General features: G+C 65.9%; 24 protein-coding genes and 1 pseudogene. 14 read left to right on the top strand and 11 right to left on the bottom strand.

The genetic code is table 11. The features are described 5' to 3' along the window. Positions 1 to 672 (top strand): SLC13 family permease (locus tag VNM24_17190; GenBank protein ID HWQ40316.1); only part of this gene is annotated, 672 nt, incomplete at its 5' end. A gap of 184 nt (positions 673 to 856) precedes the next feature. Here the strand turns inward: VNM24_17190 and VNM24_17185 are convergent. From VNM24_17185 to VNM24_17175, 3 genes are all read right to left on the bottom strand, one after another. Then, the gene (locus VNM24_17185; GenBank protein HWQ40315.1) at positions 857 to 2,053 is read right to left on the bottom strand and encodes a UxaA family hydrolase; all 1,197 of its coding nucleotides are present in this window, start codon (positions 2,051 to 2,053) and stop codon (positions 857 to 859) included. Then, complete coding sequence (locus tag VNM24_17180; protein ID HWQ40314.1) at positions 2,050 to 2,391, bottom strand: UxaA family hydrolase; 342 nt, start codon at positions 2,389 to 2,391, stop codon at positions 2,050 to 2,052. Before VNM24_17180 ends, VNM24_17185 begins: the two co-directional genes overlap by 4 nt. Positions 2,392 to 2,489: 98 nt before the next feature. Next, complete coding sequence (locus VNM24_17175) at positions 2,490 to 3,707, bottom strand: mandelate racemase/muconate lactonizing enzyme family protein (GenBank protein ID HWQ40313.1); 1,218 nt, start codon at positions 3,705 to 3,707, stop codon at positions 2,490 to 2,492. A gap of 135 nt (positions 3,708 to 3,842) precedes the next feature. Between VNM24_17175 and VNM24_17170 the strand changes: the two genes are divergently transcribed. The 4 genes from VNM24_17170 to VNM24_17155 all read left to right on the top strand — a co-directional run bounded on the left by VNM24_17170 (position 3,843) and on the right by VNM24_17155 (position 8,352). Next, positions 3,843 to 4,319 (top strand): MarR family transcriptional regulator, encoded by a 477-nt coding sequence (locus VNM24_17170; protein HWQ40312.1) that lies wholly within the window; start codon positions 3,843 to 3,845, stop codon positions 4,317 to 4,319. Between the two features lies 1 nt (position 4,320). Continuing rightward, entirely contained in the window at positions 4,321 to 5,448 is a 1,128-nt protein-coding gene (locus VNM24_17165) for an HlyD family secretion protein (GenBank protein ID HWQ40311.1), read from the top strand. 4 nt (positions 5,449 to 5,452) lie between these two features. After that, positions 5,453 to 6,982, top strand: a complete 1,530-nt coding sequence (locus tag VNM24_17160) for a DHA2 family efflux MFS transporter permease subunit (GenBank protein ID HWQ40310.1) — start codon at positions 5,453 to 5,455, stop codon at positions 6,980 to 6,982. A 500-nt stretch (positions 6,983 to 7,482) separates the two neighbouring features. Beyond that, positions 7,483 to 8,352, top strand: coding sequence for a CoA ester lyase (locus VNM24_17155; protein HWQ40309.1), 870 nt, complete (start codon positions 7,483 to 7,485; stop codon positions 8,350 to 8,352). Positions 8,353 to 8,442: 90 nt separating this feature from the next. Here the strand turns inward: VNM24_17155 and VNM24_17150 are convergent, their stop codons facing one another. The 4 genes from VNM24_17150 to VNM24_17135 form a co-directional block, all read right to left on the bottom strand. After that, positions 8,443 to 9,624 (bottom strand): MFS transporter, encoded by a 1,182-nt coding sequence (locus tag VNM24_17150; GenBank protein ID HWQ40308.1) that lies wholly within the window; start codon positions 9,622 to 9,624, stop codon positions 8,443 to 8,445. A 62-nt stretch (positions 9,625 to 9,686) separates the two neighbouring features. Continuing rightward, positions 9,687 to 10,748: an LLM class flavin-dependent oxidoreductase gene (locus tag VNM24_17145; GenBank protein HWQ40307.1), complete on the bottom strand. Its 1,062-nt coding sequence runs from the start codon at positions 10,746 to 10,748 to the stop codon at positions 9,687 to 9,689. Then, positions 10,745 to 11,932, bottom strand: a complete 1,188-nt coding sequence (locus VNM24_17140; GenBank protein ID HWQ40306.1) for an MFS transporter — start codon at positions 11,930 to 11,932, stop codon at positions 10,745 to 10,747. The genes VNM24_17145 and VNM24_17140 overlap by 4 nt, the downstream gene beginning before the upstream one ends. 9 nt (positions 11,933 to 11,941) lie before the next feature. After that, positions 11,942 to 12,607: a hypothetical protein gene (locus tag VNM24_17135; GenBank protein HWQ40305.1), complete on the bottom strand. Its 666-nt coding sequence runs from the start codon at positions 12,605 to 12,607 to the stop codon at positions 11,942 to 11,944. Between the two features lie 326 nt (positions 12,608 to 12,933). Here VNM24_17135 and VNM24_17130 point away from each other — a divergent pair, with 326 nt between their 5' ends. Next, complete coding sequence (locus VNM24_17130) at positions 12,934 to 13,938, top strand: DUF481 domain-containing protein (protein HWQ40304.1); 1,005 nt, start codon at positions 12,934 to 12,936, stop codon at positions 13,936 to 13,938. A 320-nt stretch (positions 13,939 to 14,258) separates the two neighbouring features. On the opposite strand, the gene VNM24_17125 is transcribed toward VNM24_17130, so the two are convergent. From VNM24_17125 to VNM24_17110, 4 genes are all read right to left on the bottom strand, one after another. Next, positions 14,259 to 15,362, bottom strand: coding sequence for a dihydrolipoamide acetyltransferase family protein (locus VNM24_17125; protein HWQ40303.1), 1,104 nt, complete (start codon positions 15,360 to 15,362; stop codon positions 14,259 to 14,261). Continuing rightward, on the bottom strand, positions 15,362 to 16,342 hold the full coding sequence (locus tag VNM24_17120; GenBank protein HWQ40302.1) for an alpha-ketoacid dehydrogenase subunit beta: 981 nt from the start codon (positions 16,340 to 16,342) through the stop codon (positions 15,362 to 15,364). The genes VNM24_17125 and VNM24_17120 overlap by 1 nt, the downstream gene beginning before the upstream one ends. Beyond that, complete coding sequence (gene pdhA, locus VNM24_17115) at positions 16,335 to 17,459, bottom strand: pyruvate dehydrogenase (acetyl-transferring) E1 component subunit alpha (GenBank protein HWQ40301.1); 1,125 nt, start codon at positions 17,457 to 17,459, stop codon at positions 16,335 to 16,337. The genes VNM24_17120 and pdhA overlap by 8 nt, the downstream gene beginning before the upstream one ends. A gap of 158 nt (positions 17,460 to 17,617) precedes the next feature. After that, positions 17,618 to 17,797, bottom strand: a complete 180-nt coding sequence (locus VNM24_17110) for a DUF3460 family protein (GenBank protein ID HWQ40300.1) — start codon at positions 17,795 to 17,797, stop codon at positions 17,618 to 17,620. A gap of 110 nt (positions 17,798 to 17,907) precedes the next feature. On the opposite strand from VNM24_17110, the gene VNM24_17105 reads away from it, so the two are divergent. The 8 genes and pseudogenes from VNM24_17105 to VNM24_17070 form a co-directional block, all read left to right on the top strand. Further along, positions 17,908 to 19,956 (top strand): S9 family peptidase, encoded by a 2,049-nt coding sequence (locus VNM24_17105; protein HWQ40299.1) that lies wholly within the window; start codon positions 17,908 to 17,910, stop codon positions 19,954 to 19,956. 50 nt (positions 19,957 to 20,006) lie between these two features. Continuing rightward, the gene (locus VNM24_17100; protein ID HWQ40298.1) at positions 20,007 to 21,170 is read left to right on the top strand and encodes a HupE/UreJ family protein; all 1,164 of its coding nucleotides are present in this window, start codon (positions 20,007 to 20,009) and stop codon (positions 21,168 to 21,170) included. 75 nt (positions 21,171 to 21,245) lie between these two features. Beyond that, the gene (locus VNM24_17095) at positions 21,246 to 22,499 is read left to right on the top strand and encodes an acetamidase/formamidase family protein (GenBank protein ID HWQ40297.1); all 1,254 of its coding nucleotides are present in this window, start codon (positions 21,246 to 21,248) and stop codon (positions 22,497 to 22,499) included. Between the two features lie 180 nt (positions 22,500 to 22,679). Further along, complete coding sequence (locus VNM24_17090) at positions 22,680 to 23,225, top strand: hypothetical protein (GenBank protein HWQ40296.1); 546 nt, start codon at positions 22,680 to 22,682, stop codon at positions 23,223 to 23,225. After that, positions 23,222 to 23,938 carry a hypothetical protein gene (locus VNM24_17085; GenBank protein HWQ40295.1) on the top strand — a complete coding sequence of 239 codons (717 nt, stop codon included), beginning with the start codon at positions 23,222 to 23,224 and terminating at the stop codon, positions 23,936 to 23,938. The genes VNM24_17090 and VNM24_17085 overlap by 4 nt, the downstream gene beginning before the upstream one ends. A 105-nt stretch (positions 23,939 to 24,043) precedes the next feature. Continuing rightward, positions 24,044 to 25,066 carry a low-specificity L-threonine aldolase gene (ltaE, locus tag VNM24_17080; GenBank protein HWQ40294.1) on the top strand — a complete coding sequence of 341 codons (1,023 nt, stop codon included), beginning with the start codon at positions 24,044 to 24,046 and terminating at the stop codon, positions 25,064 to 25,066. Between the two features lie 316 nt (positions 25,067 to 25,382). Beyond that, positions 25,383 to 26,222 (top strand): annotated as a pseudogene (locus tag VNM24_17075) (NYN domain-containing protein). 104 nt (positions 26,223 to 26,326) lie between these two features. Next, positions 26,327 to 26,797, top strand: a 471-nt coding sequence (locus VNM24_17070; GenBank protein HWQ40293.1) for a chalcone isomerase family protein, incomplete at its 3' end; no start/stop codon positions are given.

Here is a 26,797-nt window from a genome sequence, read left to right as displayed (position 1 = left end):
CTTTTCGGGGGCGCGCACCTACTGGCTTCGGGCGCCACCGCGCCGGTAGTCGAACCGCATGCCGGGAGCGCCGCGCTGGACGGCAAGCAGAAGCTCACGATCGCGGTCATCTGCTTGCTGATCGCAGCAGTGCTCGTGTTCGAGATCGACGTAACGATCGGTGCGTTCGTCGCGGCGGCAATCCTCTCGCTGTGCGGGGCGGCCGACGAAAAGGCGACTTTCAGGGAGATGCCGTGGACCGTCATCGTGATGGTCTGCGGCATGACAGTGCTGATCTCGGTGGCGGACAAGGTGGGCGGGCTGGATCTGTTCACCGGACTGCTGGCCAAGGTCTCCGACCCCACGACCGTGACCGGCGTGATCGCCTTTGTAACCGGAGTGATCTCGGTCTACAGCAGCTCCTCGGCGGTGGTACTGCCGACTTTCCTGCCGATGATTCCCGGCCTGATCGAGAAGCTGGGCGGGGGCGACCCGATCGCGATCGCTGCCTCGATCAACGTCGGCGCGCACCTGGTGGACGTCTCGCCGCTCTCCACGCTGGGAGCGCTGTGCATCGCCAACGCGGCGGCGGACGTCGACCGCAAGCGGCTTTTCAACCAGATGCTGGCGTGGGGCCTGTCGATGGCCGTCGTCGGCGCGGCTGTGTGTTACGTCTTCTTCGGGCTGCTGTAAAGACCAACGCAACCGCGGTCACCGCGAAGGACGCACGGGGTCGGAAACCCGGAGACATCCGACGTGGAGACCCCCAGTGGCGATGGCGGCTCGTTGCAACCGGCGCGGGGCCGGAAACTCCGCCCATGCGCCCTTCTTTTGTTTTCCTCTGCGCGTTGCGGCGTGCTTGGCGTTGAACACTCCATCAGGCCGCAGACGGGAAGCAAGCCGGGCCGAGCGCTTCGAAGCTCTTGTAGGTGAGCACGAATTCCTGGTGGCCGAGACCTTCGGATTTGGTCTTCTCGCCGGCTGCCACTCGAAGGAGCAGGTCGTAGATCTCGCGGCCGACTTCATCGAGCGTGGCTTTGCCTTCCAGGATGCGGCCGGCGTCCACGTCCATGTCGTCCGCCATGCGCTGATAGGTTTTCGGGTTGGCGCAGACCTTGATGACCGGAGAAATCGCGGAGCCCACGACCGACCCGCGGCCAGTCGAGAACAGCACCAGGTGCGCGCCGCAGGCGATCAGTTCGCCGACCTCGACATTGTCGTTGATGTTGGGAAAGCCCCAGCGCGGCTCTCCGTCGGGGATCATGTCCATCAAATAGAGCCCGCCACGCAGCGGCGCGTCCCCGGGCTTCAGAATCCCGGAGATCTTCGACTGGCCGGATTTCGCGTAGGCGCCGAGCGACTTTTCTTCGATCGTCGTGAGCCCACCGTCGGCGTTGCCCGGTGCAAAGCTCGCGTGCCCCATGGCGGCGTAGTAGCGCGCCGCCTTGGCCACCGTCTGGATGATCTCCTGCCCGAGCGCCGGATTCTCGGCCCGCTCGGCCATCCAGTGCTCCATTCCGATCAGTTCACCGGTCTCCTCGAAAATGCAGGCCGCGCCTTTCTCCACCAGGAAATCGAAGGCACGCCCCATTGCCGGATTGGCGGTCAGTCCGCTGGTGGCGTCCGAGCCGCCGCACTTGGTGCCGACGATCAGTTCCTCGACGCCCATCTGCGCCCGGGGAGTATGCGCAAGTTGCTCGAGCGTTCGCTCGACCCAGTCACGGCCCTGCACGATGGACTTGCGCGTGCCGCCGCTGTCCTGGATCACCAACAGCTTGGCCGGGCGGCCCGACTTGCGCGCGTATTCGAGCACCCCTGCCTTGTTGAAGCCCTCGCAGCCGAGCGATACGAAAAGCGCCGCGCCCACGTTCGGGTGGGTGGCGAGCCGGGTCATCATCCGGTAGGCATAGGCGTTTGGATAACAGCCGGAGAAGCCGATCAGGTGTATGCCCTGTTCCCGGTAAGGGGTCACGATCTCGCGCGCGACGTGATGCGCGCACTCGACCAGGTAGGCGACGAGAATGGTGTTGCGGATGCCCTTGCGCCCGTCCTGACGCAGATAGGCCTGGATCATCGTTCGGCCTCCTTGATCTTCACGAACTGCTTTCCCTCTTCCAGCGTGTAGGTGGGTAGGTAATTGCTCGTCACGTTGTGCGTGTGCAGGTACTCGCCGGGGGCGATGTCCCGCGTGGCGCTGCCGATCGGCGCACGGTACTTGACGATGCGCTCGCCTTTGCGGATGAGCTTGAACGCAAACTTGTGGCCAATGTCGACTTTCGACTTCAGCGTCACCCGCTGCCCAATCACCTCCAGCGTTGTTCCCTCTGCAATCTCGGTCTTCGCAATCGCGACGTTGTCGCCCGGCGCAAGCACCATCACTCGCGGGTCGGTGTCATTTGGCTGTTTGCTCATATGTGGAACCTGGGGTTCGCCACAAAGACACGAAGGCGCACAGAAAATCCGGAATGCCGTCTCTTCGTGACTTTAGTGTTTATCTGCCATCGTAAGGCTCACTTGCTGAGTTTCGAGACCCTCACACTGGCATCCTTGCGTCTGGCGATGCCGGGCTGCAGCTTGGTGCCCAGCCCGGGGCCCTTTGGCGCGGTGATATACCCGTCCTTCACGGGCGGAAGCTGGGTGACGAGCTGGCCGTACCAGTCATAGTAGAACGCTCGCACCATTTCCTGCACCAGCGTATTCGGGCAGTTCATCGACAGGTGCACCGAAGCGGTCAGCAGTACCGGCCCGGTGCAGTCGTGCGGCGCCACCGGCAGCGCGTAGGCCTCGGCCATGGTCGCGATCTTCTTGGACTCCGACAGGCCGCCGGTCCAGCCCACGTCCAGCATGCACACAGAAACCGCCTTCTTCTCGAACAGCTCGCGGAAGCCCCAGCGCGTGCCGAGGGTTTCCGACGCGGTGACCCAGACGTCGGTGCGGTGCGCGTAGTCTGCGAGCGCATCGAGATTGTTCATCTTGACGGGATCTTCGTACCAGAACGGATCGAACTGCTCGAGTGCCTTGGCGATGCGGATTGCGGCCGGCAGCTGCCACATCGAGTGGAATTCCACGTGGATGTCCATCTTGTCGCCGACTGCCTTGCGGATCTGCTCGAACGGCTTCATCGACTTTTTCAGTTCCGCGTTGGAGATGTAAGTCCCGTTGGAGGCTTCAGCCGCCTCGTCGAATGGCCAGATCTTCATTCCGCTGATCCCCATTTCGAGCAAGGATTCCGCCAGCTCTCCGGCATCGGTCTTGAACGCCAGCAGGTCCTCGTACGGGCGGGCCTTCTTGTCCACTTTCGCTGGCAGGCCGAAGTTTGCCGTCCCCTGGACCGGCTTGGCGCGCACGTACTGGTAGCCGGCACAGGTGTTGTAGACCCGCACCTTCTCGTGCGAGGCGCCGCCCAGCAACTGGTAGATCGGCTGGCCGGTGAACTGGCCGAAGATGTCCCACAGCGCGATATCGATCGCCGACATCGCCCGCATCTCGACCCCCACGCTGTTAAAGCCGAGATAGGTATTGAGGAAGTTGCGGGAGATCCGGTCGATCTCCAGCGGGTTGCGGCCGAGCAGGTAGGGAGCGCAGGTCTGATGGATGTGCTCGATGACCGGTGCCACCGCGTAGAAAGTCTCCCCCAGACCCACGACGCCTTCGTCGGTGTGGACCTGCACCCAAAGCACGTTGGGGAATTCCTCCAGGTTGATCGTCTCGACGGCCGTGATCTTCATGCCTCCCCCAGCTTTCCGATCGATTTGATTGTGTAATCGATTCTAGCAGCGGCCTGTCTCGGCGGGCCGGGCGCTTGCGTCATTTGATAACCTGGCATATCGTAAGCTAAGCAACCAATTGTAGGTGCCTTTTCCGTGTTCCGCGAGGACCTCTCCCGCAACTTCGGCTTCCTTCTCAACGACGTAGCCCGCCTGATGCGCACCATCTTCGACCGCCGGGTGAGGCGGCTGGGTTTCACCCGCTCGCAGTGGTGGGTGCTGAACCATCTTTTCCGCAACGACGGCGTCACGCAGTCGGAGCTGGCCGAGATCCTGGAGGTGGAGAAAGCCACCCTGGGGCGGCTGCTCGACCGCATGGAACAGAAGGGCTGGATCCGCCGCGAGAGCGATGCCGGCGACCGGCGCGCCAAACGCGTTTTTCTGACCGAGGAGGTGGAGCCGGCCATCAAGGCGATGCGCGCTGCCGCCGCCGAGGTGCGGCGCGATGCCGCGGTGGGCCTGTCGGCCTCGCAACAGGAGCAGTTCGTCGATGCGCTGCTCGCGATCAAGGCCAACCTTCAGCGGCTCGCCGTCGAGAACAACGGCAACGGTGGTCGCAGGCAGAGGCGTTAGCGTGTCGGTCCCGGACGGAAAATCGGTGATCGCGGTGCGCCGTATGGCGCGTGCGGCGCTGCTCGTCCTCGTCCCTCTGGCCGCGATGGCGTCGGCGCTCTACGTTTACGCCACCGGCGGGCGGCACGTGGCAACCGAAAACGCCTATGCGAAGGCCAACATCGTGGCGATCAGCGCGGCGGTGGCGGGACGGGTGGTCGAAGTCGCGGTGCGCGATCACCAGGCGGTGCAGGCCGGCGCGCTGTTGTTTCGCCTCGACCCCGAGCCTTTCGAGATCGCTGTGGCCCGAGCCCGCGCCCAGATGGACGTAGTGCGTGCGGACGTGCAGTCGCTGCGCGCCGAATACCGCGCCACGCTGCAGGAGCAGGCGGAAGCGCGCGAGCGCATCGAATTCTTCGCCCGACAGCTCGAACGGCAGGAGCGGCTGCGGGAAAAGGGCATGACCCGGGCCGACACGTACGAAGAAGCACGCCTGAATCTGGAAGCCGCGCGCCGGCGCCTCGAGACGGTGCGCGAAAGGACCAACCGGGTGCTGGCGGCGCTGAACGGCAATCCGGATCTGCGCGCGGAACAGCATCCGCGCTTCGCGGAGGCGCAGGCCGCGTACGATGCGGCGATGCACGACCTGGCGCGCAGTCGGGTCACGGCGCCCGTGGCCGGTGTGGTCAGCAACATGCGGTTGCGGGTCGGCGAGTTCGTGGACAAGGGTGCACCGGCATTCAGTCTGATCGAGGACGGGCCGGTGTGGATCGAAGCGAACTTCAAGGAGACCCAGCTCACCCACATGCGGGTGGGCCAGCCGGCGAAAGTCGTCGCCGATGCCTATCCCGAGCGGCCGTGGTCGGGCGTAGTGGAAGCGATCGCGCCAGCCACCGGCGCGGAATTCGCGGTGCTGCCGCCGCAGAATGCGAGCGGCAACTGGGTGAAAGTCGTGCAGCGCGTGCCGGTGCGCATCCGCGTCGACCAGCTTCCGGGATCGGTGCAGCTGCGCGCCGGCATGACGGTGACCGTTACGGTGGACACAGGCCAGCCGCGCGGAATGCCGCGCATGGTGCAAAGACTGATCGACAGCGGCTGGCTGCCGCGCTTCCTGGTGCCCGCCCCGGCGCTGGCCGGCCACGCCGGCTGAGACCGTGACTCCCGCCCGCCACCCCGCCCTGATCACGGCGTCGGTCGGGCTCGCCAGCTTTCTGTATTCGGTCGACTGGACCATCGCCGCGGTGGCCCTGCCGCACATGCAGGGCGCCTTCTCGGCCACCCAGGATCAGATTTCGTGGGTGATTACGTCCTACATCGTCGCCTCGGCGATTTCGATTCCCACTGCCGGCTGGCTGAGCCTGCGCTTCGGCCGCAAGCGCGTGTTCCTATGGGCCGTGTCGGTGTTTCTCGGCGCGTCGGTGCTGTGCGGCGCGGCCGACTCCCTGGCGATGGAAGTGTTCGCGCGCGTGGTGCAGGGGCTCGGCGGCGCGTTTCTCATTCCGCTCTCGCACGCCATCATCCTCGACACCTATCCGCCAGAAGAGCAGGGCAAGGCCATGGCCCTGTGGGGCGTGGGCTCCGTGATGGGCTCTTTCGTCGGCCCGACCCTGGGCGGCTACCTGACCGAATACCTGAGCTGGCGCTACATCTTCTACATCAACGTGCCGTTCGGGTTGTTGGCGCTGGCCGGCGCGGCCGCTTTCGTTCCCGAAACCGAGCGCCATCCGCGCCATCCCTTCGACTGGTTCGGCTTCCTGAGCCTCTCGTTGGGTATCGGCGCGCTGCAACTGATGCTCGACCGGGGCGGCCAGCTCGACTGGTTCGAGTCGTGGGAGATCATTACCGAAGCGTTTCTCGCCGCGCTCGGCTTCTATCTGTTCAATGTGCACTGCCTGACCGCCCGGCGACCTTTTCTCGATCCGCGCCTGCTCGCGCAGCGCAGTTTCTTCATGGGCCTGGTCTTCGCTTTCCTGTACGGCTTCCTCACCACGCCGCCCATGGTCCTCATGCCGGCCTTTCTGGAGCATGTGCGCGGCTACTCGGTCGACGCCATCGGGCTGCTCCAGGCTCCGCGCGGGTTCGGGCTGCTCGCGGCAATGCTGATCGGCGGGCGCTTGGTGAGCCGCGTGGATCCGCGCGCCCTGATCGTGGCCGGATTGCTGCTGCTCGCGGGATCGAGCTGGGAAATGTCGCGCTGGACCGCCGAGGTGGGCGAATGGCCGCTGCTGTGGACGAACTTCCTGCAAGGCGTGGGCGGAGGCATCATCCTGGTGCCCATCCAGGCAATCGCCTTTCCGGCGCTGGAGCCGCATCGGCGCACCGAAGCGGCCGCGGTCTACAACCTGATCCGCAGCCTGGGTGCGAGCATCGGAGTCTCTGGAGCCCTCACACTCTACGTGCGCACGCGCACGACCATGCACGCGCAGCTCGCCGAGCACATCACTCCGTATAACGAGGCGCTGCGCGCGCAGGCGCAGAACGGTTGGAGCCTCGCGGCACCGGAGTCGCTCGCGCGGCTGGAGGAAGAGATCCACCTGCAGGCGGCCGTGATCGCCTACACGGCTGACTTCGGTCTATTTGCGATCGTCGCGCTTGCGGCACTGCCGCTGCTGCTGTTCATCGGACGGCCGAGACTGCCAGCCAAGAGCGCCAGCCCCGGCGAAGGAATCGTGATCGGCGAATGAGCCGCGCCAGGCGCGGCGCCCACTCCCGCGCCAGGGTGCGGACGCCTCCAGCGGAAACCCCGCTACACGCTGTTCGGACTGCAGCTGGGCCGACGGGGGAACCAGCGCTGGATCGCCACGGCGGGCATGCTGGTGTGGAGCGCGCTGCGTGCGATGTGCGGGGCGGTGGCAGAACTTACGGGCAATTCCTGCGCGAGGTGTGGACGCCCCCGATCGGTACCGGCTTTCCAGAGGATGTTCTTCCTCGTCGGCGTGTCCGGCTTGGCGATCGCGGCGTTGACGCCCGCCGTGCGCGAGTTGGCACGCCGCGGCGTCGGAGCGGGCGGTTCTGCGTCTGCGTCAACCACGACAAGCCCGGACCTGCGCAGCCGCAGTCTCCGATCTGTGCCGTTGTCTTCGACGTTTCCGTGTCCCGTTGGCTTCGCTTGGTGTCCTTGGTGCCATCGCTGGTTCGACTTGCCGTTCCTCCGATAGAATCCGCGCTTTGCACGGAGAAGCGCATGCGCGAAGCATATGGTTCCGTCCGCCCGCGCCGCAGCCTGCTGTTCGTGCCGGGCCTGAGGCCGGACCGTTTCGAGAAAGCCCTGGAAGCAGGAGCCGACATCGTCTGCGTCGACCTGGAAGATGCGGTGGCGCGCGATCGCAAGGCCGAGGCGCGCGCTCTGACGCTGCCGCTGTTCCAGAAGCACGCGCGCGCCGACATCGAACTGATGCTGCGCATCAATGCGCTGTCCACCGCGGACGGACTCAAGGACCTCACTGCCATCCTCGCCATGGGCTCGCCGCCGCCGGCCATCATGATCCCGAAGATCCGCTCGGCCGAGGAAATCCAGCTGATCGACGCGCTGCTTTCGACCGGCCCGGCGCGCGAGATCCGTTTCTGTGTGATCATCGAGACCAACCAGGGACTGGAACGGGCGCACCAGATCGCAAAAGCGAGTCCGCGCATCGATTCGATGATCCTCGGGGCCGTGGACATGTCCGCGGACCTGCGCTGCCAGAAGGCGTGGGAGCCACTGCTCTACGCCCGCTCGCGGCTGGTGCACGCGGCCGCTTCGGCCGGCATCGACCTGCTCGATGTTCCTTTTCTCAACCTGGAAGACCCGGATGGCTTGCGCGAAGAGGCCAGACGCTGCGCTGCGTTGGGATTCACCGGCAAGGCATCGATTCACCCCAGGCAGTTGCCGATCATCCACGAAGCGTTCACGCCCGACGAGAAGACCGTCGAGAAGGCGAAGAAGGTCTGCGCGGCCTTCGAGCAGGACGCGACCGGGCTCGTGGTGGTCGACGGCGAACTGATCGAACTTCCGGTAGTACGATCGATGTACCGGGTGCTGTCGATCGCGGAGCGAGTCGCTGCCCGGCGCTAGCAGCCAAATCTCGCGCACGCGAAGGACGATTTCATCCCGGAGCGGGGGTAGCGATGCGCCCGGAAGGCCGCGGCGGTGCACCGTCTGGGCCTATCCCCTCGTCTCGATCCTTCTCGCCAGGCGGATACAGAGCAGCACGCACGCGATCGAGATCAGGCCGACGAGCCAGTAACGGGTCATCGAACCATCGGCGCCGCGGCCGATGATCACGCCGGAGGCCAGCGACGCGAGGGCCGAGGCCAGTTGCTGGACCGCCGAGCTGACGCTCATGAAGCCGCCGCGTACGCCGGGTTGCGCGGCGGCGGTGACGATCGCCATCGCGGGCACGAAACGCCCGGAGACGAACACCATGAAAAGTACCGAAGCGGCGATCGCGATCCACACCGGAACCGGCCGCAGGTTGGTGGTGATGAGCAACGGCACGATCGACACCAGGGCGACGATGGTGAACATCTTGCGCTTGCCGTGGCGGTCGGTCAGCCGCCCGATGAGGCGCGACGTGAAGACCGTGGCGAGCCCGCCGAAGAAATAAAGATAGGTGAGGTCGCTTTCGCGCAGGCGCACGGTGCTGACCATGTAAGGGGCGATGAACGGAATCACCGAGAAGCCGCCGAACACCAGCACTGCCATGAAGGCGAGCGCCTGACGATGATTGGCATCCGCGAACACGCTCTGCAGGAGCTGCCAGGCATTGCGCAGGCGGGCCTTTTCCACGTGCGCGTGCAGTGGTGGCACCAGCCTCGATGCGCCGAACAACACCAGCAACGACAGCGCGAAGACGAGTACGAAGGGCGCGCGCCAGCCGAAGTGATTGGCCAGGAACAGCCCCAGGGGCACGCCGACCACGGCCGATACCGGGAAGGCGGTCATCAGCACGCCCATCGCACGCCCGCGCCGCGTTTCCGGGATGAGATCGCCGAGGATCGAGTAGACGGCCGCGCCTGCCACACCGCCGAAGGCGCCGGCCGCGGCGCGCGCCGTCAGCAGCCAGCCGTAACTCGGTGCCAGCGCGCACAGCAGCGTGGAGAGCGCGAATCCGCCATAGAGCGCGAGCAGGGCCTTCCGCCGGTCGAAGCGATCGATATACAGGGAGCACAGCAGTGCAGCGGCGGCAGCGGTAAACGTGTAGGCGGAAAACAGCAGCGCGAACTCGTACGGTCGGATCTGCCACAGCCGCATGAGCTGCGGGCCGAGCGGCATCACGATCATGAAGTCGAGGATGTGCGTGAACTGTACGCCGGCCAGGATGACGAGCAAGATAAGCTCGCCCATTTCGCCACCCCCGTCCGCCCACCTCCCCGCACCCTGCGCCGCGCTCGAGGGCGCAGACGCAGTCATGAGGCACCCTCGCCACGCGCCGGATCCGTGGAGAGGGCGCGGGCCGAGGCCGATGCTTGTGCGTGCAGTTCGAACGCCTGCGCCAGCAATTCGTACGACCGCAGCCGACTTGCGTATTCGCCGGTGATGGTGATCACCATCAGCTCGTCTGCCGCAAACGCGTCCCTGATCTGGAGGACTCGCTTTTTGACCGCGTCGGGCGTGCCAATCACCGCGCGGGCGCGCTCGCGGGCGATGATCTCGCGATCGCGCTCGGAGTACGGGTAAGCCAGCGCCTCGTCGGTGGTGGCGACCAGGGCTTCGCGCCCGCTCGCCATGAGCAGCCGCCGGTGATCGATCGAGGCCGCCAGGCGCTCGGCTTCGGCCTGCGTCTCGCCGCAGATCGCGAACACGCAGACCATGCAGTAGGGCGCCGGGTCGCGCAGCGACGCGCGGAACTCCGCCCGGTATGCGCGCGAGACTGCGTCTCCGCCGTGGGCGTTGATGAAGTGCGCGAAGGCGAAACGCAGCCCGAGATGTGCGGCCAGCGCGCCGGAGTAGTCCGAAGAGCCCAGCAGCCAGATCTCCGGCGAGGTGTCGCCGGCCGGCATCGCGCGCACCGAATGGTAAGGGTGGTCCCCCGGCAGCGCCTCGTCCAGCCACCCGACCAGTTCGATGACCTGCCGCGGAAAAGCGTCCATGTCCTCGAACGCACGCGGATTCATCGCGCGCGCGGTGAGCATGTCGCCTCCCGGCGCGCGTCCGATCCCCAGGTCGATGCGTCCTGGATACAGCGCCTCGTACATGCGGAAGACTTCCGCCACCTTGAGCGCGCTGTAGTAGGGCAGCAGCACCCCGCCCGTGCCCACGCGAATGCGCGAGGTCGCCGCCGCGACGGCACCGAGCAGGATTTCCGGGCAGGGGTCGGCCAGACCGCGCATGTTGTGGTGCTCGGCGAGCCAGTAGCGGTGGTAACCGAGCCGCTCCGCCGTCTGTGCCAGCTTCACCGTCTCGCGCACCGCGTCGGTCGGCGTATGGCCGCTGATTATCGGAGACTGATCGAGGATCGAGAGCTTCATCGGCGGCCGGAGGCGGCCGCGGCGCGGCGCAACCGGGCCAGCCACAGGATGGCCACGCCGGTGAGGGCGAGCAGCGGCAGCGCGCTGTAGTTGAGCGGGTTCCACCCGAATCGATAGAGGATCGCGCCGGAGAGCAGCGACGAAGTCGACATCGTGACGTAGATCAGGAGATCGTTGGTGCCCTGCGTCTTGGCCTTCTCCGCGGGGCCGTAGGCTTCCGTCAGCAGCGTCGTGCCTCCGACGAACAGAAAGCACCAGCCCACGCCGATCAGCACCATGGACAGCCAGAAGTGCAGGACGGCAATGCCGCTCACGGCGATCCAGACTGCGCTCAGCATGAGCAGCACGCCAGTGAACATCACCTGAAGCACGCCGAAACGCGCGATCAGCCAGCCGGCCACGAACGCCGGCGCGAACATCGCCACGATGTGCCATTCGATCACCAGCACCTGCTGGTTGTAGGGATGGCCGCACATCTGCATCGCGAGCGGCGCCGCCGCCATCAGCAGGTTCATGACGCCGTAGGCGGTGATCGCGCCCAGCGCCGCGACGATGAACACGGGCTGGCGTGCGATCCGGGCGAGCGGACGCTGTGCGCCGCTGCGCTCTTCGGCCGAGGGCGGCGCGATGGCGAGCCGGCCCAGCAACACCATCGCCGCCGCCGCGAGAGCGATCAACGACAGGAAGGAACCGAGAAACACCGGCCCCAGCAGCTCGCGCGTGAGCTTGCTGCTCTCCGGGCCGAGGATGCCGCCGGCGATACCTCCCGCCAGCACCAGCGAGATGGCCCTGCTCTTGTACTCGGTGGCGGCCGCGTCGGCTGCCGCGAACCGGTAGAAACCGCCGCTGCCGTTATAGACCCCCGAAACCAGCGTGGCGAGACACAGCAGCCAGAACTGGTGCAGGGCGATCGCAGCGACCGCGATCGCCGCGCCGGCCATGCCGAATGCCGCACCGATCATGAATCCGGCGCGCCGGCCGTGGCGTTTCATGTAGTGCGCCATCGGCAGCGACGCGAGACCCGCGCCGACGATATAGCTGGTGGCTGGAACCGTCACCAGCAGCTTGTTTCGGGCCAGGGTGTCCGCCGCCAGCGTGCCGATGGAGATCATCATCACGTTGTTCATCACCAGCAGCGCCTGGCACGCCGACAGCGCGACCACGTTCCTGCGGCCCGGATCCATCGGCGGGCGCTATTTCAACCGAATGTCCACCGCGTGAAAGACGTTGCGCCCGACGTTGGTGAGCTTGTGCGGCTCGACCGACTGCCGCCAATGGAATCCGGCGCGCCCCAGGCCGATCGCTTGCTCCAGGCCGCCGGCCGCGATCTGCAGGCTGCCTTCGGAAACCGACACCAGCATGCCGCACGGTCCGTGCAGCTCGGTCGACTCGCCCGGATGAAGGATTATCCGCGTCACGAATACGCGCGCGTTGTCCACGATCAGCGTTTGGCCTGCTGCCTCGACCAGGGGTTGGGTCGCGCCGCAGCCGCGCACGATTTCGGTATCGGTGACGCGGTAGTTCTGGGTGTCGCTGTTCGATACCCGATGGGCCTTGGGCTTGTCGCGGTATCCGATGAAATAGGTCTCTCCGATGGCGCGCCAGCCGCGCTTTTCCGGTTCCTTGCCCAAGTCCTGCGCGATGGTCTCGGCCGGCAGGATGTTCACAAACACGCCGTCGTTGGTGTGCCAGTGGTAGCGGCCCTCGTACCCGGGCGGCAGATCGACGTCGAAGAAGCGGACGTGGGGGTTCTCGAATCTCAGCCGGTGTCTCGGCTCCTGCTCGATCGGCACCGGTTCCTCGGCGTGCACAAGCAGCGGCAGCGCGCAGGCGAGCAGCAGAAAGTATGCGGCTCTCATCGATCCTCCCGGGGTTGTTCGTGTCTGGCTCGCGAAGTGTCCGGCACTTTACCAGAAAGCTCTCGGCAGCCGGCGCGGCGGCAATAGAACCATTACGCAAGTCAGCATCTTGTGCATGCTTGCGCCGCCGGAGGGAACTCGGTTCGCAACAGGGTGTCAGGCGAGTAATGGGCGCCATAAGCCCGACTGCTGTCTCCCGGCAGGCTCGCGGTCTTCGGGCCGCGAGCGTTTCGCGAAAGATCACAGTGTCGGATCAACCGCACCGCGATGCGCTCCACCAGCGCGGTGCGTGTCTCGTTTGGGAGAAACAACGACAAATGCGCCGAATGGCCTGGAGATTCCTCGTTCTCGGTTTATGCCTTGCCGGCCGGACGGCGCACGCCGATGAAATAGTGCTGCACAACGGCGATCGCATCAGCGGCGAGATCGTGCGTCTGGAGAGAGGCAAGCTCCTGGTGAAGACGCCGTACGCGGGCGATGTGCGCATCGACTGGGCGCAGGTCGCAACGCTTTCCACCGACGAGCCGGTCTACGCGACGATCGACCAGTCCAATCGAATCGAAGCGGTGTTCGCGCAGTCGGATCCGGGCAGCGCGACGTTGTCCGGAGGAAACTGGCTGGAAACCAGCCCCCTTCCTCTGGGCCGCATCACGGCGATGACGCGCAAGCCGGAGCCGCCGGTCAAGGTCACTGGGCACATCAACGTCGGCGCATCGGCCACGTCTGGCAACACGGATACCGAGAAGGTTCATGCCGACATGGAAGTGGTCGCGCGCTCGGTCGAGAACCGATTCACCATCGGCGGTGCGGTAAACAAGGCAGAGGACAGCGGCGTGCAGACCGAATCGAACTGGATCGCCTACCTGAAGTACGACCACTTCATCACCCGGAAGTGGTACGCGTACTCGAACGCCGACATGGAAAGCGACGAGTTCAAGGACATCAACCTCCGAACCACGCTCGGCGTCGGTACCGGCTACCAGTTTCTCGAAACACCGGCGACCAACCTGTCACTCGAAGGCGGCTTGAACTACGTCAACACTGACTTCGACATGGGCGCCGACGAGAGCTACCCGGCGGGCCGCTGGGCGCTGAAGTTCGACCACTACTTGTTTGGCTCGAAGACGCAGGCCTTCCATCGCAACGAGGGCTTTTCCGCCCTCGACGACTCCGAGAACCTGTTCGTGCGCACCCAGAGCGGGTTGCGCTGGCCGGTGATCGCGCGCCTGTCGGCGACCGCGCAATACAACGTGGACTGGGACGCGAATCCCGCGCCGGGCCGTGCTCGCACCGACCGGACGGTCCTTTTCACGTTGGGATACAACTGGTGAAAAAGCACCTCAATCCAACTCTATACGGTGAGCGCGAGGAGAGGAGCAGATTGCGCACCGCATTACCAGAGTGCTGGATTTCCTCGTTGCCCGCTTGCGGGGGATGAGGTGGCGATTGGCGGCCGGATGCGCCGCAATTCTGGAATGCCGTTTTTCGCTCGGCGTGCGCCGTTCGAGAAGTGTCCGCTACATGTTCGTTTCCTCGCACAGCACGACCGCGGCCGAGGTCAGGTTTTCTGCCCGCAGACCGTCCCGAGGCCGGGCCGCACCGCTGTTCGGGCGCCCGCGCCATCGACCCCGACGGGAAGAAGGGCGTCTGCCTATTGCGCGCGTTGCAGATCGGCGATCGCGGCAGCGAGGAAACGTGCGGCTTCACCGCCGGTGACCGCACGGTGATCGAAGGTCAGGCTCAACGGCAAGATCCGGTGCACCGCGGGTGTGCCGTTCACGGCGACGACTTCCGGCCGTACGCGCCCCGCCCCGAGGATCGCCACGGTGGGCGGCAGCACCACCGGCGCGGCATAGCGGCCGGCGATCATGCCGAAGTTGGACAGCGTGATCGTGTAGCCGCGCAACTCCTCGGGCGGCACGCGCCGCGCCTTGACGTCGGCGATCATGCGGTCCAGTCCGCGTCGCAGGTCGGGCGCATCGCGGTTGGCCACATCGCGCAGCACCGGCACGAACAAACCGTCCGGCGTATCGGTGGCGATGCCGACGTCGATCTTTGTCATCAGCCGGCGGCTCATGGAGCGGGCGTCAAACCAGGCGTTGAGCGCGGGCTCGGCGCGGCAGGCCGCGACGAGCGCCCGGATCAGGCGGATCGTGATGTCGGTGCCGGCGGGCCAGGCGTCGATATCGGCGTCGTCGACCACGGTCGCCGCCGCCACCTCGGCGTTGGCGATGGCCATGTTCTGTGCCATTGCGCGGCGCACGCCGCGCAATGGCTCCTGCGCAGCGGCCTCCGCGAGCATCTTCGCCGTGCGCCGCACGTCTTCCGCGGTGATCGTGCCTTCGGGTCCGGTCGGAGTGACCACTGCGATGTCGACCGAGAGCTGTCGCGCCAGCGCGCGCACCGCGGGTGCGGCTTTGGCACTCGTGGCCACGGGCCGCCGCGTTTCGGCGGTCGCGCTCTCCGCTACGAGCGCAGTGCCCACCTCGACGGCGCCGACCACCGCCCCGGTGTCCTCGCCTTCGCCCTCGAATGCGAGGAGGGGCGCGCCGACCGGCACGACCTCGCCGACCTTCGCGAACAGCCTGAGCACCTTCCCGGACCGGGGAGAGGGGATGTCGACCAGCGCTTTGGCCGTTTCGACCGATACCAGCGGCTGGTCCACCGCCACGAGCTGCCCGGCTTGGACATGCCATTGGACGATCTCGGCTTCCTGCAGACCTTCGCCGAGGTCCGGCAGCTTGAACACATTCATCAACGGTACTCCATGGCGCGGTGCACGGCGTCGACGACGCGCGCGGTGCCGGGCATGAACTCCTGCTCCAGCCGCGCCAGCGGCGTGACGACGTCGTAACCGGTGACTCGCTGCACGGGAGCGAAAAGCGCGAGCAGCCCGTGCTCGGCGAGGTTCGCCGCGATTTCCGCGCCGAAGCCGGCGCAACGCGGCGCCTCGTGCACGATCACGCAGCGCCCGGTCTTGGCGACCGATTCGAGGATCGTGTCCATGTCCAGGATCTTCAGGGTCGCCACGTCGATCACTTCGGCAGCGATCCCCTCTGCGCTCAGCGCCTGCGCGGCGGCCAGCGCTTCGCGCAGGCTCGCACCCCAGCTCACGAGCGTCACGTCCCGGCCTTCGCGCTCGACGAAACAGGCGTCCAGCGGCAGCGCTTCGCCGTCGTCGGGAACTTCCTGCTTGAACAGGCGATAGAGGCGGGTGGGCTCCAGGAAGACAACCGGATCGGGATCGCGGATCGCCGCGAGCAACAGACCATAGGCGCGCAGCGGCGAGGATGGAATCACCACGCGCACACCCGGGACATGGGCGAATATCGCTTCGGGGCTTTCCGAGTGGTGCTCGGGCGCGTGGATGCCGGCGCCGCAGGTCGAGCGCAGCACCATCGGGCAGGTGAGTCTTCCACGCGTGCGATGCCGCAGCCGCGCTGCGTGATTGATGATCTGGTCGAGGCATGCATGGATGAATCCGGTGAACTGGATTTCGGCCACCGGCTTCAGGCCCTGGGCAGCCATGCCCACCGCGGCACCGGCGATCAGCCCTTCGGCCAGGGGCGTGTCGAGCACGCGCTCCAAGCCGAAACGCCGCTGCAAGTCCACCGTGGCGCGGAACACGCCGCCGTTGGCGCCGACGTCCTCGCCGAGCACGATGACGTCGGGATCGCGCGCCATCTCGTGCGCGAGCGCCATGTTGATCGCCTGCACCAGATTCACTTCAGCCACGGCGTCGATGCTCCTCGATGGCTCGCGCGCGCTGCGCCTGAAGCGCCTTCGGCAGGCTGGCATAGAGATGATCGAACATCGCCTCGGGTCCCGGCGGCGGCATCGCCTCGAACGCGTCGAGCGCCTTCTGGATGCGCTCGGCGCATTGGCCGTGCAGCGCCTCCTCGCGCTCCTTGTCCCACCAGCCGCGGCCGGACAGATAGGCGCGCAGGCGGGCGATCGGCTCGAAGCGCCACTGGGCCTTGACTTCTTCCGGATCGCGGTAACGGGTCGCATCGTCGGCGGTAGTGTGGTCGCCCAGCCGGTAGGTGAGCGCCTCGATGAGCGTCGGTCCGCCTCCGCTTCGCGCCTTGGCCGCCGCACGCTCCACCGCGTCGCGCACCGCGATCACATCGTTGCCGTCGACCTGCAAGCCCTCCACGCCGGCGGCGATCGCCTTCTGCGCCAGAGTCTGCGCCGCGGTCTGCAGACGCAGCGGCACCGAGATCGCCCAGCCGTTGTTGTTGATGACGAAAACCACCGGCAGCGCGTGCACGCCGGCGAAGTTGATCGCTTCGTAGAAGTCGCCTTTCGAAGTCGCGCCGTCGCCCAGCACGCACACCGCGACCCGACGCTCGCCCCTGAGCTTGAACGCATAGGCGGCACCCGCGGCATGGGGCGCCTGGGAAGCCACCGGAACGCAGATCGGGAAGTCGGCGCGCGGGCCGCTGAAGTTGCTCCCCCGCTCATCGCCCGCCCAGTACAGCAGCAGCTCTTCCATCGTCACGCCACGCACCAGCATGGCGGCCGATTCGCGATAGGAGGGGAACAGCACGTCTTCGGCGCCCATTGCAAAGGCCGTGCCCACGCCCACGGCTTCCTGACCGAGCGCGGCGGCGTACGTGCCGATCTTGCCGGTGCGCTGAAGGGCGATCGCCTTGGCGTCGAAAGCGCGCGCGAGCACCAGCGCCTGGTACATGCGCGTCAGCGTCTCGGGGCCGGCCGCAAACTGGGGAAGAGGCTGGAGCGCGTCGCCCGCCTGGTCTAGGTAGCGCAGACAACCGATCTGAAAGCGCGCCACCACCGTGGTGGCGGGGAGCTCGGCCCGTTGCGCCGCTTCGTGGCGGCTTTCTTGCATCGGCTCGCCTCGGTTCGTGGCTCGCGCGCATCGCGCGCAAACGCTTGTTAGACAAAACGGCCGGCCGGAAATTGCGCGGTTCGAGGCCGATCCGCGCCATGCCGGGCGCGATTTCCCTCCTGTGCTGCCTCGTCCGCGCGGTTGCGCCGCTTCCGGACTCAGTAGTACTCGTACGGCTTTTTCGGCACCTCGGCCTCTTCGAGCCGTCTGCGCTCCTCCAGGTCCTGTGGCCGGTCCCACCAGGTCGCCCGCGCCTGCTTCTGCTTTTCGACGATCTCGGGATGTTTCTGCAGGAACTCGCGGATGAACCTGGTGACCTCGGATTCGTAAGCTGCCATGCGTACTTGCCTCTACACTGTGTCCACATTCTAGAATCTTTGCCTGCCGGCACCAATCGCATCGAGGCCGGCGTTCACCGTCTTTGACCGGACTGCCACAGGAGCGTTTAGTGCCTCGAATTCCCCATCCGACTCCGCCGGCCGCACCGCGGCGTCCACACGTCGTCGAAATCCATGGCATCCGACGCATCGATGACTATCACTGGCTGCGCGAGCGGAATTCGCCCGACGTGCGGGCCTACCTGGAGGCGGAGAATGCCTACACCCGGGCGATGATGAAGCCGAGCGAACTCCTGCAGCGCAAGCTCTACCGCGAAATGGTGGGGCGCATCAAGGAGTCCGATGTGGAGGTGGCCTATCGGGATGGCCGCTTCTACTACTACTCGCGTACCCGCAAAGGCCAGCAGTACCGGATCTATTGCCGCAAGCGCGAGAGCCTGTCGGCCGAAGAAGAAATCATCCTGGACCTCAACGCGTTGGCCCGCGGCAAGCCGTACCTGGGCGTCGGCACGATGGAAGTCAGCCCGGACGGCGCTTTGCTCGCGTACTCCACGGATTTCACCGGCTTCCGGGAATACACGCTGCAGGTGAAAGACCTGTCGTCGGGGGAGCTGCTTCCAGACCGGATCGAGAAGGTGCGCTCGGCGACCTGGGCGATGGACAGCCGGACGCTGTTCTATGTGACCGAAGATGAGACCAAGCGGGCCAGCCGCGTGTGGCGCAAACGGCTGGGCGAGGCGCACGGCGTGCCGCTGTACGAGGAGACCGACGCCCGCTTCTCGGTGGGCGTGGCCCGATGCCGCAGCGACCGCTATATCTTCATCACCTCCCACAGCACGACCACCACCGAGGTCAGGTTCCTGCGTGCAGACCGTCCCGAGGCCGAGCCGCTGCTTTTTCTGCCGCGCCGCGAGGGCCACGAATACTACGTCGACCACGGCGGCGACCGCTTTTACGTGATCACCAACGATCGCGGGCGCAATTTCCGCCTCGTGGGCGCGCCGCTCGAATCGCCCGGCGAAGCGCCCTGGCACGAGCTGGTGCCGCACCGGGAAGACGTGATGCTCGCGGGCGTGGACGTATTTGCCCGCTACCTCGTTCTGCACGAGCGTTCGGGCGGCTTCCCGCGGCTGACCGTGCGGCGAATCGCCGATGGCGCCACCCATGAGATCGCGTTTCCCGAACCGGTGCGCAACGTTTACGGCGGCGTCAACGCGGAGTTCGACAGCGGGACCTACCGGCTGTCCTATTCCTCCTACGTGACGCCGCCTTCGGTGTACGACTACGACATCGAGCCGCGCAGACTGCGGCTGCTCAAGCAGCGCGAGGTGCGCGGCGGATACGACCCGTCCATGTACCGGGTGGAGCTGCATTACGGAATCGCTCCCGACGGCACCCGCGTTCCGATCTCGCTCGTGTACCGCAAGGATCGGCGCAAGGCCGGGGCGCAGCCCATGCTGCTCACCGGCTACGGCGCCTACGGCATCCCGCACGACGTGGATTTCTCCTCATCGCGCCTGTCGCTGCTCGATCGCGGCGTGGTCCACGCCTGTGCCCATGTGCGCGGTGGAGGAGAGCTGGGCAAGCGCTGGCACGACGAAGGGCGCTTGCTCAGCAAGAAGAACACCTTCACCGACTTCATCGCCTGCGCCGAGCATCTGATCCGCGAACACTATACCGACCCTTCCCGGCTGGTGATCCAGGGCGGCAGTGCCGGCGGACTGCTGATGGGCGCGGTGACCAACATGCGCCCGGAGCTGTTCCGTGCAGTGGTCGCCCAGGTGCCGTTCGTCGACGTGGTCAATACCATGCTCGACGAGTCCCTTCCGCTGACCACGGGCGAGTACGAAGAATGGGGCGATCCCAGGGACAAGCGCTACTTCGACTACATGCTGTCCTATTCGCCGTACGACAACATCGAGCGCAAGGCCTATCCGGCGATGCTGGTCGAGGGCTCGCTCCACGACAGCCAGGTGATGTACTGGGAGCCGGCGAAATACGTGGCCAAGCTGCGCGCGCTGAAGACCGATCTGAACCCGCTGCTGTTGAGGACCAACATGACAGCGGGACACGGCGGATCGTCCGGCCGCTACGATTACCTGAAGGAGGTGGCCTTCGCCTACGCATTCATCCTCGGCGTGGTCGGGATCACGCGCTGACAGCGCCGTGGCGCTGGCGCCCGGTGTCACAAGACCAGAAGGAACAGGAAATGGAAACCACCGAGACCACCAAGGACGCCACGGAAGCCAGTTGCGAAAAGCGCCCGGCGGCCGCGCCGCGATTCGCGGCAAGCCTGGTCGCGCTGCTGGGCCTGCTGGCGGCCGCGGCGCCCTACGACGTTCACGCTCACCAGACCAAGCTTTCCAGTTCCAGGCTCGCGCTCGAGGGTCAGGAGGTCCGCGCGGAGCTCGAGCTCAACGGAATCGATCTGAACGTTGCCGCGCAGCTCGCGCTCACCGATGCGGCGGATCAGGTTCTTCCCGACCGGCTCGAGGCGCAGAAGGATCGAGTGTTCGGCTATGTCCTGGAGCGCGCGACGTTGAGCGTGGCCGGCGGAGCGGCGTGCGAGGCGAGGCCGGAGTCGATCGCGGCCAAGGGCGACCACGTGGTGCTGACACTGAAGTACCGCTGCCCGGCCGCGGATCGCCCCTTGTCGTACCGCGTCGTGCTTTTCCACGAAGTCGATCCGGCCGCCCGGCACATGGTCAGCGTCCAAGCGCGGAAGAGCTGGATCGGTCTGCTCGGCACGGGCAATCCGGTGCTGCAGATCGGTGGCGAACCGGCGGGGCTCGGCGAGACGGTCTGGCGCTACTTCGTCTCGGGTGTCGAGCACATCGCGATCGGCTACGATCACATCGCGTTCCTGCTCGCGGTGATCGTGCTCGCGCGCCGTTTCTGGCCGCTGTTTGCGGTCGTGACGGCATTTACCGTCGCCCACTCCATCACGCTGTCGCTGGCGGTGCTCGAGGTCGTTACGCTTCCCTCGCGGCTGGTCGAGGCGGCGATTGCGGGGAGCATCGTCTATGTGGCCGCCGAGAACTTCTTCGTCAGCGACATCCGCCGTCGGTGGTGGATTACCTTCGCGTTCGGCCTGGTGCACGGCTTCGGATTCGCCTCCGTGCTGCGCGAGTACGGGATCCCCCGCGATGCCGTCGTGCCGGCCCTGGCCGCGTTCAACGTCGGCGTGGAGATCGGGCAGTTGCTGATCGTCGGAGCCGCCACGTTGTTGTGGAAAGCCGGATTCGCGCTCGGGCGGGCGAGGGGCCTGCAGCCGACCGAGCCGTTACAGCGCAAGGTAGGGCTGGGGCTTTCCGGCGCGGTCCTGGTGCTGGGATTGTATTGGCTGGTGGAACGGGTGTTCGCCACGGGTTGACAGCCCGCGCCGCGCGGGCGGATATTAACCGCCGCAGTCGGCGACCCTTTGAGTGTCAACCGGGAGGAGGCCAGCATGAAGAAAAACCTTGCAATACTTCTGTCCGCGCTCTTGGGCGCGGCCGCGTGGAGCGCGTTCGCCGATACCAGTGACGTCAAGACCCAGTCCGTCGTTCGGGTGAAGAAGCAGGGTGCGCACTGCGCCGACGACCCGAACTGCTTCAACCGCTATCACCCCGCCATCAAGCCGGTCGCGCGTGCCAGACCTGGCCAGCTCATCGTGGTCGAGACGCGGGACGCGCTGGACTCGAACCTGACGGTCGAGTCCGAGCCGAAGGACGTGCTCGCCGCAGACCTGAACCTCGTGCACCCGATGACCGGTCCGATCCATATCGAAGGCGCAAGGCGTGGGGACGTACTGGCCGTCACGCTGGTCGACATTGCGCCGGACGAATACGGTTATACGACGATCGTCCCGGGCTTCGGGTTCCTGCGCGATCTGTATCCCAAGCCCTACATCGCCAACTGGAAACTCAACCGGCTGGAAGCCGTATCGGATCAGATTCCCGGCGTGCGCATACCGTTCAACGGCTTCATGGGTTCCGTGGGCACGCTGCCGGGTGAGCCCGAAATCAGGAAATGGCTGGAGCGCGAGAAAGCGCTCGGGGAGGCCGGTGGAATCGCTTTGCCGCCACAGCCGACCGGCGCGCTGCCCGCTGCGATCTGCGGCCCGAACGGAAGCCACAAGGATCAGTGCCTGCGCACCATTCCGCCGCGCGAGAACGGCGGCAACATGGATATCAAGCAGATGGTCGTGGGCACCACCTTGCTGCTGCCCTGCTACATCGACGGTTGCGGGCTGTTTGTCGGCGATGTGCACTACGCGCAAGGCGACGGCGAAGTCGCCGGCACCGCGATCGAGATGGGCGCGGTCGTCACCGTGCGTACCGAGATCCGCAAGGGGATGGCGGCCATGATGAAACAGGGCCCGCACTTCGAGGGCGGCTCTCAACTGAAGGCGCTGGAGCCCGACAAGTTCTATGCAACCGTGGGCTACCCGCTGAAGAACGCGGGCGAGGTGCTGCCCTACGTGACCTACCTCGACAGCAAGAAGATCGGGCCGCTCAGCAACCTCTCGGAAGACCTCACGGCAGCGGCGCGCAATTCGCTGGTGGAGATGATCGACTGGCTGATGAAGACGAAGGGCTATAGTCGGGAGCAGGCCTATGTCATCACCAGCGTCGCCTGCGACCTGCGAATCGGCAACGTGGTGGACCTGCCGAACTACGCGGTGTCGACCATCTGCCCGCTGGAGATCTTCGACAAATAGCCTCGTCGCGATCCGGGACAAGAGCGAAACACGAAGGTGCAAGCGACCCGGCAGAACGCGGCCGGGACACTGCGAGCGCCGAGGAACGCGGCAAGTCTCGGCTGTCGCGCTGGTAGCCGCAGCGGTTTGTTGCAGGGTCTGTCTTCAAGACTTCGTGTTTCGCTCATGCGCTGATGAGCCATGAACCGCCGCGGCTTTCTGTTCGCCGCCACCCTGTTCGCGGCCCCGCTCCTCCACGCGCACACGCCGTACCGACAGTGGAAGGTACTCCGGCAACGTTTCCTGCTGGTGCATTCCACGCGGGAGGATCCGGCGGGCGACGCGCTGGCCGAACGCATCGTCGCGGCGCTGAACCGGTCCCTGCCGCAGGCGAACGCAATGGTCGCACGCGCGCCGCATGCGACGCGAACGGCGAGCCTGCTCACGACCGGCCAAGCCGTGCTGGCGGTGATGCGCGCCGAGGAAGCGCTGGATCTGCATGCGGGCCGCGGGCGTTTCTCGAGCTTTGACGGCAGCTCCATTCGTCGACTGCTCGAAATCGAAGACCGCGTGCTGGTGACCGTGGACAGTCTGCCCAGGCATCATGCCTGGCTGCTCGCCTCGGCGTTGACGCGGGATGCCGTTACGGTCAAGGCACAGGTGCCGGTCCCGGCCGAAGGCATGGTCCCGGTACATCCGGGCGCGGTCGCCTTTGCATCGGGCGAACCGTTGGAGGCGCAGGAATGATCCGATGGTGGGCGGGAGTCGTGCTTGCACTCTCGTCCATCGCCTGGCCCCACGACCTGATCACCGCGGAAGCGGCGCAGCGCTACCTGACGAGCGCCGTGCGCCTGCGGCAACTGGTTGCGTCGAGCGCCCCGGGCGAGCAGCGCGCCGAGGCCAGCTACCGGCTCGGGGTGATGCTCGACGAGATCCGCGAGCTGCTCAATCGCGACCTGGCGGCGCACGGCGAAGTGCAGGGCCTGCCTTCGAATTACCTCGTCTCGGAGCTGGCACGCGCGGGTACGCCGCTCGAATATTCATCGCGCAAGAAGCGCTACCTCGCGAATATCCGGTACTTCGACGAAGCGCTGCGTCTGGCGCCGGACGGGCCCTTGGCAGCCGACGCGAAGTTCAGGCTGATCCAGGGCGTCTTCTACGACAGCTTCGAAGCCGATCCCCTGGCAAGCGGCGAATCATGGGAGACGCAGCGGGCCCAGATCGATCTTGCGGAAAGCCTGCGGGGAGCCGGCCTGCCGCAGGAGCAGCGCGAAGAACTCGATTTCATTCTCGTGGTGCGCTACGTGCGTGCCGCCGGGACCGCTCCCGATGGTCTTGTGCGCAGCTATGCGCAGAAGGCGCGAACGGCGCTCGCTTCGTTCGGGCAACGCTATCCCGGCAGCCTGCGCGCCGCCGCGATCCCCGTCCTTCTCGATGCCCTCGATACGGTCGATCGATGAAGCGAAGGGTGTCGCCGCCGCTTTCTCGAGCGAGGGTGGTGTAACATCTGCGCAACAGCATCGCCTTGGTACCGCCGGACCGGCAGCTCCGCAGGGGAGCCTCTCATGAAAGTCATCGACCTTCGCAGCGACACCGTCACCAAGCCCACCGCGCCGATGCGCGCTGCCATGGCGGCCGCGGAAGTGGGTGATGACGTCTATGGCGAAGACCCCACCGTCAACCGACTGGAGGCGCTCGCCGCGCAGATGCTGGGCAAGGAGGCCGCGATCTTCGTGGTCAGCGGGACACAAAGCAATCTGCTCGCACTGCTGTCGCATTGCGAGCGTGGCGACGAGTACATCGTCGGCCAGCAGGGACATACCTACAAGTACGAAGGCGGCGGCGCCGCGGTACTGGGCAGCATCCAGCCCCAGCCGCTCGATTACGAGCCGGATGGCACCCTCGATCTGGCGAAAGTGGAGGCGGCGATCAAACCCGACGACCCGCACTTCGCGCGCACGCGGTTGCTGTGCCTGGAGAACACGCAGGCCGGCAAAGTGCTTCCGCTGGAGTATCTGAAACGCGCGCGCGCGTTCTGCGACCGCAAAGGCCTCGGCTTGCATCTGGACGGCGCGCGCATCTTCAACGCGGCGGTGGACCTGGGGGTGCCCGTAACCGAGATCAGCCGCCACTTCGATACCGTGTCGGTGTGCCTGTCCAAGGGTCTCGGGGCGCCGGTCGGCTCCGTGCTGTGCGGACCGAGGGACCTGATCGCCAGGGCGCGACGTTGGCGCAAAGTCGTCGGCGGCGGGATGCGGCAGGCCGGCGTGCTGGCCGCGGCCGGCATCTACGCCCTGCAGCATCACGTGGAGCGGCTGAGGGAAGATCACGAGAACGCCAGGGCGCTGGCCGAATCCCTGGCGAGGATCGAAGGGATTCGCCTGGCCGCAGGCGCTCAGACCAACATGGTGTTCGTCAACATGGCGCTGCAACGCGGCGCGCGACTGCGCGAGTGGCTGAGGGGGCGCGACATGTTGATCAACGCCGGTTACGGGACCATCCGCCTGGTCACGCATCTGGACGTGGATCGCGCCGACGTGGCCCGGTTCGCGAGCGCAGTGGAGGAATTCTTCGCCAAGGCTGCTTGAGGCGCAACCAACCACAGAGCCGCAGACGCACAGAGACAAACAAGAGCAAGAGCGAAAAGGGCACGAAGAAGGACGATGGTTACGATCCGGAAGCGGCGGCTGGCCACCGATTGCCTGCGATCTTCGTAGCGGTCGGCATCCTCACCGTGCGCGCCGAGCCTGACCGCGACTTCCACACCGGGCGCCAGTCCCGTAAAGGCAGCTCGCTTTCCCGATTGGCTTCGTGCCTTCGTGTTTCGCTCTTTCGAGTTTGCCCCGTGGCTTCTGTGCCTGTGCGCTGATTGACTGACTGACCTGACGTTTGTGGAGAACCGGCATGGCTACACCGAACGATGAGCGGAACATGGCGGTGTTCTGCGACTTCGAGAACATTGCGCTCGGCGTGCGCGAGGCGAAGTACGACAAGTTCGACATCAAGAAAGTGCTCGAGCGGCTGCTGGTCAAGGGCAGCATCGTGGTGAAAAAGGCCTACTGCGACTGGGAGCGTTACAAGGAGTTCAAGGCACCGATGCACGAGGCCGCGTTCGAGATGATCGAGATTCCCCACGTGCGCCAGTCGGGCAAGAACTCGGCGGATATCCGCATGGTGGTGGACGCGCTCGATCTGTGCTACACGAAGTCGCATGTCGACACCTTCGTCATCATCAGCGGGGATTCGGATTTCTCGCCGCTGGTATCCAAGCTGCGCGAGAACAACAAGGAAGTGATCGGAGTGGGGGTCAAGCATTCCTCCTCCGACCTGCTGATCGCCAACTGCGACGAATTCATCTACTACGACGACCTGGTGCGGGAGAAGGAAAAGCAGTCTCGGCGCCAGCCCCCGCGCAGGAAGCCGGCCAAGCCGGCGCAGGAGGCCAGGGCGGCAGCGGAGTCGGCGGAGGTCGAGCCGGGAGACGACAAGGCGCAGAAGGCGATCGACCTCGTGGTCAGCACCTTCGAGGCTCTGATGTCCGAGCGCGGCGGCGAGGAAAAAATCTGGGGCTCCATGATCAAGCAGGCGATCAAGCGGCGCAATCCCGGCTTCAACGAGGCCTATCACGGCTTCAAGAGTTTCAACAGCCTGCTCGAGGAGGCTGCCATCCGTGGCCTGCTCAAACTCGAGCACGACGAAAAGTCCGGTGGCTATATCGTGCGGCCGGTGTCGAGCAGCCTGAGCGAAGTGCCCGCCTGACACCGTCCCGGAACCGGGCGATGAGCGACGCAAGACGAGGTGCGCAGCAGCGGTCCGAAGCAGCGAATCTCCGAAGGAGGAATGAGGCCATGAGGCAACTGATAGCGGCTTTTGCGATGCTGGCAGCCTGCGTAGGCGCGAGCGCGGCGGAAGTCGCCGGCGTGAAACTGGAGGACACACTCACCGTGGGCGGCGCGGAACTGGTCCTGAACGGAGCGGGCGCGCGCAAACGGTTCGGCTTCGCGAACGTCTACGTGGCCGCGCTGTATCTGCCGTCCAGGACGACGAATGCCGATGCCGTCATCGCCGCCGAACATTTGCGCCGCGTTCTTCTGGTGATGAAGCGCAGCGTGGAGTCCGAGAGCATGCTGGCATCGTTGCACGAGGCGCTGCGCAGAAACAACGGCAGCGCGGAAATGGAAGCCATCGCACCGCAGTTGGCGAAGCTGGATGCCATCTTCCTCGCGATCAAGTCCCGGGAGGGTGACAGGATCGCGCTGGACTTCGGCAAGGACGGCAGCGTGACGATTTTCTACAACGATCAGCCCCAGGGAATGCTC

The sequence above is a fragment of the Burkholderiales bacterium genome, from assembly GCA_035560005.1.
Lineage (GTDB): Bacteria > Pseudomonadota > Gammaproteobacteria > Burkholderiales > Eutrophovitaceae > DASRFY01.
Note: the sequence above shows the minus strand (reverse complement) of the source record. Positions and strands in the feature narration are given on the sequence as shown.

Excerpts from the sequence above, each read along its gene's own strand:
- VNM24_17125 (HWQ40303.1), bottom strand. The coding sequence starts at position 15,362 with ATGAATGTGTTCAAGCTGCCGGACCTCGGCGAAGGTCTGCAGGAAGCC.
- VNM24_17185 (HWQ40315.1), bottom strand. The coding sequence starts at position 2,053 with ATGATCCAGGCCTATCTGCGTCAGGACGGGCGCAAGGGCATCCGCAAC.
- VNM24_17085 (HWQ40295.1), top strand. The coding sequence starts at position 23,222 with ATGATCCGATGGTGGGCGGGAGTCGTGCTTGCACTCTCGTCCATCGCC.
- VNM24_17090 (HWQ40296.1), top strand. The coding sequence starts at position 22,680 with ATGAACCGCCGCGGCTTTCTGTTCGCCGCCACCCTGTTCGCGGCCCCG.
- VNM24_17095 (HWQ40297.1), top strand. The coding sequence starts at position 21,246 with ATGAAGAAAAACCTTGCAATACTTCTGTCCGCGCTCTTGGGCGCGGCC.
- VNM24_17180 (HWQ40314.1), bottom strand. The coding sequence starts at position 2,391 with ATGAGCAAACAGCCAAATGACACCGACCCGCGAGTGATGGTGCTTGCG.
- VNM24_17145 (HWQ40307.1), bottom strand. The coding sequence starts at position 10,748 with ATGAAGCTCTCGATCCTCGATCAGTCTCCGATAATCAGCGGCCATACG.
- ltaE (HWQ40294.1), top strand. The coding sequence starts at position 24,044 with ATGAAAGTCATCGACCTTCGCAGCGACACCGTCACCAAGCCCACCGCG.
- VNM24_17155 (HWQ40309.1), top strand. The coding sequence starts at position 7,483 with ATGCGCGAAGCATATGGTTCCGTCCGCCCGCGCCGCAGCCTGCTGTTC.
- pdhA (HWQ40301.1), bottom strand. The coding sequence starts at position 17,459 with ATGCAAGAAAGCCGCCACGAAGCGGCGCAACGGGCCGAGCTCCCCGCC.
- VNM24_17100 (HWQ40298.1), top strand. The coding sequence starts at position 20,007 with ATGGAAACCACCGAGACCACCAAGGACGCCACGGAAGCCAGTTGCGAA.
- VNM24_17135 (HWQ40305.1), bottom strand. The coding sequence starts at position 12,607 with ATGAGAGCCGCATACTTTCTGCTGCTCGCCTGCGCGCTGCCGCTGCTT.
- VNM24_17110 (HWQ40300.1), bottom strand. The coding sequence starts at position 17,797 with ATGGCAGCTTACGAATCCGAGGTCACCAGGTTCATCCGCGAGTTCCTG.
- VNM24_17175 (HWQ40313.1), bottom strand. The coding sequence starts at position 3,707 with ATGAAGATCACGGCCGTCGAGACGATCAACCTGGAGGAATTCCCCAAC.
- VNM24_17130 (HWQ40304.1), top strand. The coding sequence starts at position 12,934 with ATGGCCTGGAGATTCCTCGTTCTCGGTTTATGCCTTGCCGGCCGGACG.
- VNM24_17140 (HWQ40306.1), bottom strand. The coding sequence starts at position 11,932 with ATGGATCCGGGCCGCAGGAACGTGGTCGCGCTGTCGGCGTGCCAGGCG.
- VNM24_17150 (HWQ40308.1), bottom strand. The coding sequence starts at position 9,624 with ATGGGCGAGCTTATCTTGCTCGTCATCCTGGCCGGCGTACAGTTCACG.